Raw genomic sequence first — 14,878 nt, 5'->3', positions numbered from 1 at the left:
GAAAAGGGCCAACTTAGAGGACGAAGTGTTGTGAATGCGTTGATGGGAAAGCACGTCTTTTCTGGACAACCAAAACAGACTAGAGATAAAAAGAATACGGGCGCGAAATCGCGTCCACACCCGTATCAGAAGGATGTCAATCGTTGCGGATTAATGCAGTTTGAGGCGCGGGCGAATCACCCGGTTGATGCCACCGACCAGCATCATCAGGCCCGTTTTAACATAACCGTGCAGTGCAACCTGGTGCATGCGATAGAGGGAGATGTAAACGAAACGAGCAATCCGCCCTTCGACCATCACAGAACCCCGCATCAGGTTCCCCATCAGGCTACCAACCGTACTGAATTTAGACAGCGAGACCAGCGAGCCGTGATCTTTGTAGACGTAAGATTTCAACGCCTGCCCGTTCAACAACGCAATGATGTTGCTGTGACAGCGTGATGCCATCTGGTGAGCGGCCTGCGCGCGCGGTGGCACGAAACCGCCGCCTTCCTGTGGGCAGGATGCACAGTCGCCGATGGCGAAAATGTTAGGATCGCGTGTCGTCTGCAACGTGGGTTCAACGACAAGCTGATTGATCCGGTTCGTTTCCAGACCCGCAATGTCTTTCATTGCATCCGGTGCTTTGATTCCTGCCGCCCAAACCATCAGGTCAGCTTCGATAAATTCACCGTCTTTCGTATTCAAGCCGCCGCTTTCCGCACTGGTTACCATGGTTTTGGTCAGCACGCGGACGCCAATATTATTCAGCTCCTGGTGTGCTGCTGCTGAAATACGCGGTGGCAGCGCTGGCAAAATACGTTCGCCCGCTTCCACCAGCGTCACATTCAGCGTTTGATTATCCAGCCCGTCAAAACCATAGCTGTGCAGTTGTTTCACCGCGTTATGCAATTCCGCAGACAGTTCGACGCCAGTCGCTCCACCGCCCACAATCGCAATATTTACGCGATCTTTTTCGTCCTGGTTTGCTGTGAATTTCAGGAACAAATTCAGCATTTCATTATGGAAGCGACGAGCTTGTTTTGGGTTATCCAGGAAAATGCAGTGATCTTTCACACCTGGTGTGCCAAAGTCATTTGAGGCACTGCCTAATGCCACCACCAGAATGTCATACGAGATGCGGCGCGCCGCAACCAGTACGTCACCTTGCTCATCACAGACTTCAGCCAGTTGAATCTGCTGCTGTTCACGGTCGATATCCGTCAGCATGCCCAGTTGAAACTGGAAATGGTGATTGCGAGCGTGCGCCAGATAGCTCAACGCATCCATATCATCGTCCAGCGAGCCGGTCGCCACTTCATGCAGCAACGGTTTCCACAGGTGGCTATGGTTACGATCCACCAGCGTAATGTCCGCTTTTTTCTTGCGTCCTAACTTGTGGCCCAAGCTCGTTGCGAGTTCAAGTCCGCCAGCTCCCCCGCCGACAATAACAATTTTTTTGGTTGGTGATGTCAAAATGACCCCCTAAAATGTGAACCAATCGTTAATAAAGAGTAAAAAATAATATCCTTATATAACATAGGGTTCGCGTAAGTTAAGCCTGATATCTGCTGCAAGAATAGCACGCTAGGTTATTTGGTCATACCAAAATTGATATATATCAATTTATTTTGCGGCGCGATTTTTTACCGAGAAAATTCCATCTTTATTTCAGTGAATTAGCGGAAGTCTGCGTGAAGAGAAAATGCTGAATCGAGCACAGATATGCGTCTGTACGAACTAAGAAAAGTAAATAAATCGCGTCATTCCTCCTGACATCCCTTCAAACAGGGATATCAGAAAGAACGCCAGAACCATTAACGCCGCATGCTAACCGAGCGTTTTGAAGGCTTTTATGCGCTGTAAATGGGGGGAGATACTTTTGAATTTATGCGTCTGGATATCGTCCCAAACAATCTCATAATATTCTCCCAGCGCTTGCGCACTGCGCTGGCTGTCGAGCATCTCATCCTGACGGGAAAGCATTACCATGCAACGATCGCGGTTCTTTTCACGAAAATTTGCGACACACTTCGTGGCGATATCCAGATACTCTTCTGGCCGATCGATTTTCCCGCTCATGTTTTCCTGCGGAAAAAGGTTAGGATTGACGATGACTTGTCGTATATCACACAGAAAACCAACCCGTTCTGCCCAGAAACCGCCCAGACCCACACCACAAATCAGCGGACGATCGTCATCAGAATGCTGAATCATCTTATCCACCTGCTTTAGCAGATGTTGCATATCATGACGCGGATGCAGCGTGCTGTAGCTAATCAGCCGTACATCTTCATCGATAAACTGGAGCTGTAAGACTTTTTCATGGTTACCGGGGCTGGTCGAGTCAAAACCGTGTAAATAGATAATCATCTTTTATCCTCACCACTGACTAGGTTGCCTATTTCTCACCATTTTTATATCCGTCATACTTCAAGCTGCTTGTGCGTTGGCTTCCCTTACTCACCCCAGTCACTTACCTAAGTAAGCTCCAGGGGATTCGCGCAGTTGCCGCCTTCACGCAACTCGAATTATTTAGGATATATACGCCTGCCAGCGCTCACTGAGTGCGGTGAGCGCCTGATTTGCTAGCTTCCAGCGCGACGAATCCAGCAGTTCCCGACGAGAAAACGAACCCTGATGATATAGGCGCGTCAGTTGCTCCGCTTTGACCGGGGACAGGTTATCCAGCACGCTGACGGCACCTTTCCGGTGGTTGCAAACCAGAATCATGTCGCATCCTGCCTGCAAGGCTGCCTGCGCCCTCTCAGGATAACTGCCCATCACGGCTGCACCTTCCATCGACAAATCGTCGGAGAAAATGATGCCATCAAAACCCAGTTCTTCACGCAGTACCGTTTTAAGCCAGTAAGGAGAACCGCTAGCAGGACGCGGATCGGCTTCGGTGTAAATCACATGGGCAGGCATGATCGCATCCAACTGCTGGCGCTGGATCAGTGCTTTAAAAATCGACATATCGTGTGTGCGAATCTCTGCAAGCGGACGCGAGTCGCGTGGCGTTTCTTTATGTGAATCAGCACTGACCGCACCGTGGCCGGGGAAGTGCTTACCCGTGACCTTCATGCCTGCACTGTGCATACCGCGAATAAAGCTCTGCGCTACAGCCAATGCCGTCTCTGGCTGTTCGTGAAACGAACGCTCACCAATCGCCGCACTCTGATGACCGATATCCAGCACGGGTGCAAAGCTAATGTCGATATCCATCGCAATCATTTCTGCCGCCATAAGCCAGCCGCCCTCTTCCGCCAACCGTTGGGCTTCTGACAGACTATTTAATGCAGCGAACGCCTGCGCGGCAGGCAAACGGGTAAACCCGTCACGGAAACGCTGAACGCGCCCACCTTCCTGATCCACAGAAACCACGAGACGTTCGCGCGACGCCGCGCGGATTTGGCGCACTAATTCACGTAGCTGCGCCGCATCATGAAAATTACGAGTGAACAGAATAACGCCGCCAACCAGCGGGTGTTGTAGCACTTCACGATCTTCTGCATCCAGCTCGTAGCTGGCGACATCTAACATTACCGGACCCACAAAAACCTCATTCTTTAAATAATACAGCTGAGTAAAATAACCACGACAACCAAAACCACACCGTCAGCCTGACTGTAGCCTATGGCCCAGTTGTAGCCGATGATAGAGTGCAGGAATTTCCGCTAAAAATTCGGGGTTCTTCGTTTGCTGCCAGCGTATTTCAAACCACATCAATACCAGATAATCGACCCAGGGGAACCACTGCATCATCTGTTGCTGAAGACGGCTCACGGAAAACCCTCGCCGATGTCGCTGGTAACTCTGTAGGAAAGACGTTTGCGCCATACTGCCCATCTGACTAGCTCGAACAATGAACGCCAGCTCAAAGGCGATATCGCCATCTGATGCATATTCCCAGTCAATCAGCATTGTTCCTTGCTGCGTAATCAGTAGGTTCTCAGCATGCACATCCAGATGGAGAGGAGCTAGCGCCAAAGGCGTGGGTAACGCAGCACGTTGAAAATGGTGGTGGGCGCGCAACAACGCTGGCGAACGACGGTGCGGATCCATCAATTGCCAGTGTTGAGCAAATAGCGTTTTAAGATCGAGAGGATAGCCGCTACGCGGCCGACGATGGAGCTGAGACAATACGCTCGCCACTTCGCCATTAGCCAGCATCATCAGGAACTCATCTGAAGTAGCGATGCGCCCCGGCACCCACTCAACAATGAGCCAGCCATCACGCCATAGCCGTGGCCGTGGTGCGAGCCCTATCGCTGACATCTGCCTCAGCAGAGCGCACTCTCGCTGGCGATCGACACCCATCTTTCGCTCGGTTGGCGATTGGCGACGCGCCAGCCACTCGATGCCCGGCCCACGAATACGCCAGCTTTTACTACTTAGCCCACCAACCAGCTCAAAGCAAATATCCGCCATTTCCACGGCTGGGAAATGTTTCTGGATCGTCGCAGTCAGCTGTTGCTGGATGCCTGCCAGTTTAATGCTGAACGGCGCCATTGCCTGACCAAACAATTTCGCCGGTCTGCACCAGCATCAATTGCATGTCGATTTGCGGTGATTTCACATCACCACTGACGTCGCTGTACAGCACATACTGTGCGCTGACATAACGAGCCAGACCTATCGCTTTGCTGCGCGATCCTAAGCTGTCATCAACCGACAGACCCAACGTTTGTTTCGCAGCAGCCAGTTGCTCGCGTGGCACCAGCGTAAAAGCTTTGCCGGAGGATAAGGCGCTGTACAATGCGCTTGTCGCTTTCGCTATTGGCAGTGAGCCATTGGTGTTATTTTTCACGCTATCCACCAACAGTATGCTGCCCGGCGTAACGCCATCGGCTTTCAGCATCTGAGCCACCAGCGGATTAATGCTGGCTTCCCAGTTCAATGTCTGTATTTTAGGCGGTTGCGGTACAGATTCACCCGGCGGCAACGTTGGCGTAGTTGGCACTTGAGGCTCAACCGGTTCAATAGTCGCAGGCGGTTCAGTAGGTTCCGGTGGACGGCTGGGGCACCCTGTCAGTACCAATGCCGCCAGTATCACCCCTAGATACTTTTTCATATTTTCTCTCTCAACACACCATTACAAAAATAGATGAAGACGAACCTGTCGCGCATTAGGACTGCTACGCGTTGAAAAAACAGTCATTTCCGTCTGTGGCGGGATTTCAATGGACTGCACCTCCTCGAAAGGCAGCACGTCCAGCCCGTTTTCATCATACCAATAGAAACGGTAATGCACGGTCACCGCGTGTGAGGCATCGTTGCTAACAACGGAAGAAGCCCGCAGCCTGCCATTTTCTGAATCCAGCGACGGATTCCCTGCCGTAATGCCAGCCGACAACACGGGAGCATCCAATACCAACGTTTGTCGCTCATTGATGGTCAGCACCTTTGGCGCACTACAGCCAGCCAGCAACCCCACCATCAGACACGCAGACAGAAAAAGCATCGGGTTACGCATGGTTTACTCGCATGATGGTTTTCTCACCTGATTGTCTCACTTAATCCGCCAGCAGAGGCCCTAACGCACGACCGCCAACCAAATGCATGTGGATGTGATAAACCTCCTGCCCACCGTGTCGGTTGCAGTTAATAATCAGACGATAACCGTCTTCTGCAATCCCTTCCTGTTGCGCAATTTTACCCGCAACCGTCACCATACGTCCCAACGCTGCTTCATGCTCTGGCGCCGTGTCGTTAACCGTTGGAATTAATACATTCGGGATAATCAGAATATGTGTTGGCGTACGGGGTGCGATATCACGAAAAGCGGTGACCAGTTCATCCTGATACACGATATCGGCAGGAATTTCCCGGCGGATGATTTTACTAAAAATGGTTTCTTCAGCCATGATTGATTTCCTTGTTAAAGCTGGCGTTGAACGACGTCATGTAGGCAGTATGAGTGACATATTCCATTTCTTTCAACCTTCTTCGTCTATTTCTGGTGTAGGTGGTCAAAATACGACACACAGAAAAAATCTGTCTCATCCCGAAACAATCACCCTAGCGCTGCTGCGGCAAGGGTTTGACGCCGCTTAATGAATTTCCACCACGCCCCTTCCTTTGTTAGTTAGACGACTGCGACGCCCTCACCAACATCAGCAACAGGGCGCAGGCCAGCAACGCAGGTTTGAGCCTCATCGTTCAGCGCAAGTTTTATTGAAAGCGGCTCAATCCTGACCATAAAAAATGCTGACCATAAAAAAAGGGGCTTTCGCCCCTTTTTGTCACTCCCCAACAATCCATCAGTGGTTGCGGATGTAGTCGTCCATATCAGTTTTCAGGTTATCGGATTTCGTACCGAAAATTGCCTGAACACCTGAGCCTGCCACAACCACACCTGCCGCACCCAGTTTTTTCAGGCCAGCCTGATCAACTTTAGCCACATCGCCTACGCTAACGCGCAGACGGGTGATGCATGCATCCAGGTTAGTGATGTTTTCTTTACCACCAAACGCGCTAACCAGCGCAGCAGCCATTTCGGTGCTGTCCTGAGACGTTTGCTCAGATGAGCTATCCTCACGGCCTGGCGTTTTCAGGTTCAGTTTGGCAATCAGAACACGGAAGATGGTGTAGTAAATCAGCGCATAGCACAGACCTACAATCGGGAACAGCCATAGGTTGCTACCGTTGCCGCTCAGTACCACGAAGTCGATCAGACCGTGAGAGAAGCTTGTACCATCACGCATACCCAACAGGATACAAATTGGGAATGCCAGACCTGCCAGAATCGCATGGATCACGTACAGGATCGGCGCAACAAACATGAATGAGAACTCAATTGGCTCAGTGATACCCGTCAGGAACGAGGTCAGCGCCGCAGAGATCATGATACCGCCCACTTTCGCGCGGTTTTCTGGTTTAGCAGAGTGCCAAATAGCAATAGCGGCTGCTGGCAGACCATACATTTTAAACAGGAAGCCGCCAGACAATTTACCCGCAGTCGGGTCACCCGCGATGTAGCGTGGGATATCGCCGTGGAAAACCTGGCCCGCAGCATTGGTGAATTCACCAACTTGCATTTGGAAAGGTACGTTCCAGATATGGTGCAGGCCAAACGGCACCAGAGAACGTTCAACGACACCGTAGATACCGAATGCCAACATCGGGTTCTCATTCGCAGCCCAATGTGAAAACGTTTGGATAGCGCTACCGACCGGAGGCCAGATGAAAGACAGCACCGCACCAGTAACGATCGCAGTCAGGCCGGAAATAATCGGTACAAAACGTTTACCGGCAAAGAAGCCCAGATACTCAGGCAGTTGAATGCGGTAGAAGCGATTAAACATATACGCGGCAATCGCACCGGCAATGATCCCGCCTAGAACACCGGTATCCGCCAGGTGCTTCGCAGTAATCTCGGCAGCCGGTAGATTAAGAACCAGCGGTGCAATCGCAGCCATGGTTTTCACCATGATGCCATAAGCTACCACCGCCGCCAGTGCGGAAACACCGTCGTTATTAGTGAAGCCCAAGGCAACACCAATAGCAAAAATCAGCGGCATGTTGGCAAACACCGAATCACCGGCCTGTGCCATGACGCTGGAGACAATTGCAGGCAACCAGCTAAAATTGGCCGAACCGACACCCAGCAGAATACCTGCGATAGGGAGTACGGATACGGGCAGCATTAGCGACTTACCTACTTTTTGCAGGTTTGCGAATGCATTCTTGAACATAATTGAGTGTGCTCCTGAGTAATAGTGCTTTTACTTCTGATACTTCATATAAGCAAAGACGGGGAGGATGGCCTTTGCGAGTTGGGGTGTCTTAGCCCCCTTTAATTTTTACGCAGAGTAAAATAAATAGCGTTCACAATGTTTGATTGCTATCACGTTTCCACAAGCCAACAGGCTGAGAACGAACAGTTATTGCACTTTATTGTGATATATCGCTTAAAAACACGTCCCCCTGAAGAGGAAAAACCTAATCAAGGGGATTATGGAGCGCTATTAATTACACGGATAAAAAAAACTCGGCTATTCTCAGCCACTATTGCGCTGCGGTCAACCGAGCCAGATCGATATGAAACAGGCGGGAAAAGTTTTCTGTCGTGGCAGTAGCGAGGGTTTCCAGTGATGTGCCTTTCACTACGGCAAGATATTCCGCTACATCACGCACATACGCAGGCTGGTTTTCCTGGCCTCGGAATGGAACTGGCGCTAACCAGGGGGAATCTGTCTCAATCAGCATCCGATCCAACGGCACGTAACGCGCGACGTCGCGCAATTCTTCTGCATTACGGAATGTCACGATCCCAGAAAATGAGATATAAAACCCCATATCCAGCAAAGCTTTTGCCGTGATCAAATCTTCCGTAAAACAGTGCAGAACACCGCTACATTTCTCTGCGTGTTCGTCACGCAAAATCGCCAGCGTATCTTCACGAGCAGCGCGCGTATGCACGATGACTGGCTTGTTCAGATCATTACCAATACGAATATGTTCGCAAAATGACGCCTGTTGCTGAGCTTTTGTCTCCTGCTGATAGAAATAGTCAAGCCCTGTTTCTCCCATCGCCACTACACGGCTAGCGCTGGCTAACTCACGCAGTTCAGCATAATCATAAGGGGCTTCCTGATTCAGCGGATGAACGCCGCAAGAAAATGCCACGTTATCGCGTTCGCCGATTAACTCCACCATGGCGCGATAGCCGGGCAGCGTTGTCGCCACCGCAAGAAGGAAACCGACATCGCGATGTTTCGCTTTCTCCAGCACGTCGGAGACATCTTTATGCAATGACTGATAATCCAGACCGTCAAGATGACAGTGGGAATCCACTAACAACATGATATTTACTCGATATTAATTAAATAGAAAAAGGATGGTTATCGCGCTTAACCGACGAAGCAAGCGTGCGTTCGCCATCAAGTAAACGTTCCGTCAGCAGTAACTCACGGTTAACCCCCGTGACGGTCAACAATTTTTGTCGACAACCCAGCCACTGTTGCAGTTCATACTGCAAATGCGCAGACGGTTCGCGTGCCAGACGCTCAACCAGTTCAATCTGATCTTGATTCACCAAATGCTCACTTGCTCCCTGCTGCCATTTCATGGCATCCAAGAGTAGCGCGGCCAGCCAGTGAATACGTGCATCTGCATCGTCATGATTCAGTTGAGGTATCAGCGAAAGCAGATCTCGTGAAGTCAGTGCCGCAGAAAATGCCTGACACAGTCCGCTACGCTGCTTCCAGCGTTCTGGCTGCAATAACACTTCGGCAGCTAGCGGCGCGCCCGATTGCAATCTCAATGCCGTACGTAATGCTTTACTATCATGACGATGACGCGCATTCAGCCAGAGCACGCTCTGCGTCTCACTCGGAACATCCAGATAGTGATACAGGCAACGACTGCGTAAGGTTGCTAATAACCGAGCTGGCTCACGGCAGCCAAATAAAAAGAAGGTATTCTGTGGCGGTTCTTCCAACGTTTTCAGCAGTGCGTTCGCTGCGGCTTCTGTCAGTTGCTCAGCGGAAGCTAGCCAAATCACTTTTGCTCCGCCTTGTCGGGAGTGTTGATATACCTTCTCCACGACGTCACGCACCGGATCGACGCCCAGACTATGCTTGCCTTTCTCCGGGCTCAGCACATGCCAGTCTGGATGCGTTCCCGCGGTCATTAAGTTACAAGAGTGGCACTGGCCGCAGCTTTTCATTCCATCAGGTCGCTGGCAGATAAGCCAACGGCTCAGCGCATAAATAAGCGATTCATCGCCCATGCCCGGCAATGCATGCAGCAACACCGCATGATGACCTCTGCCCGCCTGATATTGACCGACAAGCTGCCGGTAAGATGCATTTAGCCACGGATACCAATCCATCAGCACAGCCCCGGCGAGACAGACTGCAATCCTTGTTGCTGCAACCACTGCTGTAACGCCGCCTGAATATCCGCACTGACGGCATCAATAGATTGTGAGGCATCGATCGTCAGGATGCTGTCATCCTCCGCCGCCAGTTCCTGATAGCGAGAGCGGGTACGATCAAAGAAAGCCAGCGACTCCTGCTCGATTCTATCCAGTTCGCCGCGTTGACGCGCACGCTGCAAACCGATGGCTGGCGGTAAATCAAGATAGAGCGTCAGGTCGGGACGAAAATCGCCCAACACGGTATCGCGCAGTGAGCGTAGCAGTTGCTGATCGATCCCACGCCCCCCACCTTGATAAGCCTGTGAAGAGAGATCGTGACGATCGCCGATAACCCATTTCCCATCTGCCAGCGCAGGTTTGATGACATTATCGACCAGTTGCACTCTGGCCGCGTAGAGCATCAAAACTTCCGCTTTGTCAGTGACCTTCTCATCGGCCATACCTTGCTTGATAAGTTCACGTAGTTTCTCCGCCAGCGGCGTACCACCGGGCTCTCGCGTGAACACAACGTCTTTCACACCATGTGACTGTAGCGTTTCCACGACGATATTGCGCGCAGTGGTCTTTCCTGCCCCTTCCAATCCTTCAATAACGATAAATTTACTGTTCATCCCGTTCCTTTAACGCTGAGCGGTATACCTGTACAGCACGGTTATGGTCTGCAAGGTTAGTGGTAAAACTGTGTCCGCCTTTTCCATCCGCCACAAAATACAGATACGACGTTTTGGCTGGATGCGCTGCCGCATCCAATGACGCTTTCCCCGGCATCGCGATCGGCGTCGGCGGCAAGCCGGAGATAATATAAGTATTGTAAGGCGTCGGCGTATCTAATGCTTTACGCGTTATCACGCCTTTATAGTCATCTCCCATGCCATAAATCACCGTGGGATCCGTTTGCAATCGCATACCAAGCCGTAAACGGTTGATAAAAACAGAAGCGACCTGCGTACGTTCTTCATTGATCGCCGTTTCTTTTTCAATGATTGACGCCATCGTCAGCAACTCGTCTGGTGTCTTGTACGGCAAGCCTTCTTCACGCCCTTTCCATACATCATCTACCGCTTTTTTCATGCGCTGATGCGCACGCTGTAGCAAAGCGCTATCGCTCGTGCCAGCGGTGTATGAATACGTGTCAGGATAAAACCAGCCTTCCGGGTTTGTCTGATCTTTGATTTCCAACTGGGTAGCGATGTCTTGCTCGGTTTTATCGGTCAGAGCATGCTTGATATAAGGTGCCTGCTGCAAAGCGGCGAGCCAATCTTTAAGACGTGAACCTTCGACGAAGCGAATAGTAAACTGAGCCTCTTTTCCGCTGGACAGTAAGGCCAACATTTCACGAACGCTCATTCCCGCGCTAAAGCGGTACGTACCCGCTTTAAATTTTGCCAATTCAGGCTCAATGCGCAACAGCCACGGGAAAAATGCACCATCGGTGATAATTTTCTGATCGAGAAGCAGCGTTTCCAGCCCTTCCCTTCCCGTACCGGCCGGAAGCGTGAAAATAGTTTCTTTTTCGATAGCTAATGGAGAACCAGCAAAACGCTGCATTTTCTGCCACGCGACCAGCAACATCAGGACAACAGCAGCGATAATCAGCAAACCAATTTTCTTTTTCTTCATAAATCAACCATCTACTAGCAATTAGAACTCAGGAATTGATAAAGCTCTCGGGAGTGGTAACGCCAGACATGAGCCTGATTCACGGGGATTATCGGCATTAATGCGTTACAAATCAGTACCTCATCCGCATCGGCCAGTGTAGTCACCGGCTCACTGACGATCTGTAGCTCGAAGTCAGAATCTGCCAGCAAGGCAATAATATGCTGTCGAGCCACGCCATCCACACCTGACTGGGATAAATCCGGCGTATAAACCCTATACCCTTTACGCCAGAATAAATTAGCGGCACAGCATTCCACTAGCACACCGGAGGTGTCAAGCACGAGGGTCTCATTGGCCGAGGTCTGATCAAGATGAGCACGAATCAACACTTGTTCGAGTCGATTCAAATGTTTTATTCCCGCCAACAGCGGGTTTTTAGCTAACGCTACAGGGCTCAAATTCAGGCTAATACCGTGCTCACGCCAGTCGGCATAATGTGTGGGATAGTCTGCCTGCATCACTATTCGGGTTGGCTGCGCACACCCTTGCAAGCTATAACCACGCCCACCAACACCGCGCGTGAGCGTCACTTTCACTACACCGTTCGATCGCCTCTGGGCTGCCTGTTTCATTTCAGCGGTCAGGATTTCCCAGTCAAGCGTCGGAAATAATAAGCGCGTAGCAGCCTGTTGCAGACGCGCAATATGTCGATCGAGCCAAACAATCTGGCCATTGCATACTCTGGCTGTCGTAAAACAACCGTCACCATATTGTGTTCCCCGATCGAACGCCGAAAGCTGTTCCTGCAACTGACCATTAATCCACAGCATAATAAGCTCCGTGTCATTCATCGTCGTCAGCTTGCCAGTAAAGCTGCATCGCACACAAGCAGGTGTGTCTGATTTTATTCAGACAAAAAAAAACCCGGAAACCGGGTTTTTTAATACGCCATTACAATCACACTTTACGGAAGATCAGAGAACCGTTGGTTCCACCGAAACCGAAAGAGTTGCAGAGCACGTATTCCAGGTTGCTGACCTGACGAGCCTCATGCGGCACGAAATCCAGATCGCAGCCTTCATCTGGATTGTCCAGGTTGAGCGTTGGCGGAACAGACTGATCGCGCAGAGCAAGAATACTGAAGATGGACTCAACAGCGCCTGCCGCACCAAGCAAGTGACCCGTCATGGATTTCGTCGAACTAACCAGCACACGGCTGGCGTCTGCACCAAATACGGATTTCACTGCCTGTGTTTCAGCCTTATCACCCGCAGGCGTAGAGGTGCCATGCGCGTTGATATAACCGATCTGACTCGTTGACACACCAGCATCACGCAACGCATTTTCCATCGCCAGCGCAGCACCCGAACCGTTCTCTGGCGGAGACGTCATATGATACGCATCGCTGCTCATGCCAAATCCAACAATTTCTGCATAGATTTTCGCACCGCGCTTTTTCGCGTGTTCATACTCTTCCAGCACCATGAGACCAGCACCGTCGCCTAGCACAAAGCCATCACGATCTTTATCCCACGGACGACTTGCCGCCTGAGGATCGTCGTTGCGTGTAGACAGCGCACGAGCGGCACCAAATCCACCAACACCTAATGGCGTACTGGCTTTTTCTGCACCACCGGCCAACATCACATCCGCATCGTTGTAGGCAATGATACGTGCTGCCTGACCAATATTGTGCACGCCAGACGTACAGGCTGTAGCAATAGAGATGCTCGGGCCACGCAGTCCGTACATGATGGTAAGATGCCCAGCAACCATATTGACGATGGTTGACGGTACGAAGAACGGACTGATTTTACGCGGGCCACCGTTCACCAGCGCAGTATGGTTCTCTTCAATAAGACCCAGACCACCGATGCCGGAACCAATCGCCGCACCGATACGCGGTGCGTTCTCTTCCGTTACTTCCAAACCGGAATCCTGCATGGCCTGAACGCCAGCAGCAACACCGTATTGAATAAAGGCATCCATTTTGCGAGCTTCTTTACGCGAAATGAATTCCTCAGAATTAAAATTCTTTACTAAGCCAGCAAAACGCGTTGCGTAGGCACTAGTATCGAAATGGTCGATCAGGCTGATACCACTCTGACCGGCAAGAAGAGCACTCCAGGTAGACTCAACTGTATTGCCGACAGGAGATAACATGCCCAGTCCGGTCACAACTACTCGACGCTTAGACACGCTTATCCTCCAGGGAGGGAAAAAAAGACACTGCGGGACAAAAAAACTTAGGCGGTCGAATGACCGCCTAGATATGTTCGCTTACTGCTGGTTAGCCTGAATGAAATCAATGGCTGCCTGAACAGTCGTGATTTTTTCAGCTTCTTCGTCTGGAATCTCAGTATCAAATTCTTCTTCCAGAGCCATTACCAGCTCAACAGTGTCAAGAGAATCAGCGCCGAGGTCATCAACGAAAGAAGCATTGTTTACGACTTCTTCCTGCTTAACACCAAGCTGTTCAACGATGATTTTCTTAACGCGTTCTTCGATAGTGCTCATACTCTTAAATTTCCTATCAAAACTCGCTTTCGCGATGGTTTTCGTAGTGTATAAAATGTTTGAAAAGATGCAACAAAATCTCGGCTGGTCGAACCACGATTTTGTGCTATTTTGCGGTTATCACCGCAAATAATGCAAATAGTTTTCGAGCTTTTTAGATCATATACATGCCGCCGTTGACATGCAATGTTTCGCCAGTAATGTAAGCAGCTTCATCAGAGGCTAAAAATACAACAGCACTGGCGATTTCTTTAGCATCACCGAGTCGGTTAGCTGGAACCGACGTCAAAATGCCTGCTCGCTGTTCTTCTGTCAATGCCTGAGTCATATCTGTTTCGATAAAACCAGGTGCGACCACGTTGACCGTAATACCACGAGAAGCCACTTCACGCGCGAGGGATTTGCTGAACCCAATCAGACCCGCCTTCGCTGCAGCGTAGTTAGCTTGTCCTGCATTGCCCATCGTTCCCACAACAGAACCGATGGTAATGATACGGCCAAAACGTTTCTTCATCATGGCACGCATAACTGCTTTAGACATACGGAATACCGAAGTCAAATTGGTATCCAGAATATCGTGCCATTCATCATCTTTCATACGCATCAGCAAGTTATCGCGGGTGATACCAGCGTTATTGATAAGAATATCAACTTCCCCGAATTCCGCGCGAATTTCTGCTAACACGCTTTCTACTGATGCTGCATCGGCAACATTCAGCATGTAACCTTTACCGTTTTCACCCAGCCAGCTGCTAATAGCTTCAGCACCCTTTTCGCTGGTTGCAGTACCAATGACTTTTGCCCCGCGGGCAACCAACGTCTCGGCGATGGCACGCCCTATACCACGGCTTGCACCGGTAACCAGTGCAATTTTCCCCTCAAAACTCATTGTCT

At 50.6% G+C, this 14,878-nt stretch carries 16 protein-coding genes; all 16 read right to left on the bottom strand.

Annotated features, from left to right (window positions below):
- Positions 1-150: 150 nt before the first annotated feature.
- Positions 151-1,455 (bottom strand): NAD(P)/FAD-dependent oxidoreductase, encoded by a 1,305-nt coding sequence (locus tag CLR69_RS02805; protein ID WP_129711720.1) that lies wholly within the window; start codon positions 1,453-1,455, stop codon positions 151-153.
- 354 nt (positions 1,456-1,809) lie between these two features.
- Positions 1,810-2,352, bottom strand: coding sequence for an alpha/beta hydrolase YcfP (ycfP, locus tag CLR69_RS02800; RefSeq protein ID WP_129705997.1), 543 nt, complete (start codon positions 2,350-2,352; stop codon positions 1,810-1,812).
- A 162-nt stretch (positions 2,353-2,514) separates the two neighbouring features.
- Positions 2,515-3,534 (bottom strand): beta-N-acetylhexosaminidase, encoded by a 1,020-nt coding sequence (gene nagZ / locus CLR69_RS02795; protein ID WP_197730530.1) that lies wholly within the window; start codon positions 3,532-3,534, stop codon positions 2,515-2,517.
- 63 nt (positions 3,535-3,597) lie between these two features.
- The gene (thiK, locus tag CLR69_RS02790; RefSeq protein WP_129711722.1) at positions 3,598-4,491 is read right to left on the bottom strand and encodes a thiamine kinase; all 894 of its coding nucleotides are present in this window, start codon (positions 4,489-4,491) and stop codon (positions 3,598-3,600) included.
- A complete protein-coding gene (lpoB, locus tag CLR69_RS02785) occupies positions 4,472-5,053 on the bottom strand; it encodes a penicillin-binding protein activator LpoB (protein WP_129705991.1) in 582 nt (193 codons plus the stop codon). Before lpoB ends, thiK begins: the two co-directional genes overlap by 20 nt.
- Before the next feature lie 21 nt (positions 5,054-5,074).
- Positions 5,075-5,455 (bottom strand): YcfL family putative periplasmic lipoprotein, encoded by a 381-nt coding sequence (locus tag CLR69_RS02780; RefSeq protein ID WP_129705989.1) that lies wholly within the window; start codon positions 5,453-5,455, stop codon positions 5,075-5,077.
- Between the two features lie 40 nt (positions 5,456-5,495).
- Positions 5,496-5,846 (bottom strand): purine nucleoside phosphoramidase, encoded by a 351-nt coding sequence (gene hinT, locus CLR69_RS02775; RefSeq protein ID WP_039323234.1) that lies wholly within the window; start codon positions 5,844-5,846, stop codon positions 5,496-5,498.
- Positions 5,847-6,242: 396 nt separating this feature from the next.
- Positions 6,243-7,676: a PTS glucose transporter subunit IIBC gene (gene ptsG, locus CLR69_RS02770; protein WP_129711723.1), complete on the bottom strand. Its 1,434-nt coding sequence runs from the start codon at positions 7,674-7,676 to the stop codon at positions 6,243-6,245.
- A 313-nt stretch (positions 7,677-7,989) separates the two neighbouring features.
- A complete protein-coding gene (locus tag CLR69_RS02765) occupies positions 7,990-8,787 on the bottom strand; it encodes a metal-dependent hydrolase (protein WP_129705985.1) in 798 nt (265 codons plus the stop codon).
- A 19-nt stretch (positions 8,788-8,806) separates the two neighbouring features.
- Positions 8,807-9,817, bottom strand: a complete 1,011-nt coding sequence (gene holB, locus CLR69_RS02760) for a DNA polymerase III subunit delta' (protein ID WP_129711724.1) — start codon at positions 9,815-9,817, stop codon at positions 8,807-8,809.
- Entirely contained in the window at positions 9,817-10,476 is a 660-nt protein-coding gene (gene tmk, locus CLR69_RS02755) for a dTMP kinase (protein ID WP_129705981.1), read from the bottom strand. The genes holB and tmk overlap by 1 nt, the downstream gene beginning before the upstream one ends.
- Entirely contained in the window at positions 10,466-11,485 is a 1,020-nt protein-coding gene (gene mltG / locus CLR69_RS02750) for an endolytic transglycosylase MltG (protein WP_129711725.1), read from the bottom strand. Before mltG ends, tmk begins: the two co-directional genes overlap by 11 nt.
- A 14-nt stretch (positions 11,486-11,499) precedes the next feature.
- On the bottom strand, positions 11,500-12,297 hold the full coding sequence (gene pabC, locus CLR69_RS02745; protein ID WP_129711726.1) for an aminodeoxychorismate lyase: 798 nt from the start codon (positions 12,295-12,297) through the stop codon (positions 11,500-11,502).
- Between the two features lie 127 nt (positions 12,298-12,424).
- Positions 12,425-13,666, bottom strand: coding sequence for a beta-ketoacyl-ACP synthase II (fabF, locus tag CLR69_RS02740; RefSeq protein ID WP_129705974.1), 1,242 nt, complete (start codon positions 13,664-13,666; stop codon positions 12,425-12,427).
- 81 nt (positions 13,667-13,747) lie between these two features.
- A complete protein-coding gene (gene acpP, locus CLR69_RS02735) occupies positions 13,748-13,984 on the bottom strand; it encodes an acyl carrier protein (RefSeq protein WP_005970506.1) in 237 nt (78 codons plus the stop codon).
- Between the two features lie 154 nt (positions 13,985-14,138).
- On the bottom strand, positions 14,139-14,873 hold the full coding sequence (fabG, locus tag CLR69_RS02730) for a 3-oxoacyl-ACP reductase FabG (protein WP_129705972.1): 735 nt from the start codon (positions 14,871-14,873) through the stop codon (positions 14,139-14,141).
- Positions 14,874-14,878: the final 5 nt, after the last annotated feature.

The sequence above is a fragment of the Pectobacterium zantedeschiae genome, from assembly GCF_004137795.1.
Classification (GTDB): domain Bacteria; phylum Pseudomonadota; class Gammaproteobacteria; order Enterobacterales; family Enterobacteriaceae; genus Pectobacterium; species Pectobacterium zantedeschiae.
Note: the sequence above shows the minus strand (reverse complement) of the source record. Positions and strands in the feature narration are given on the sequence as shown.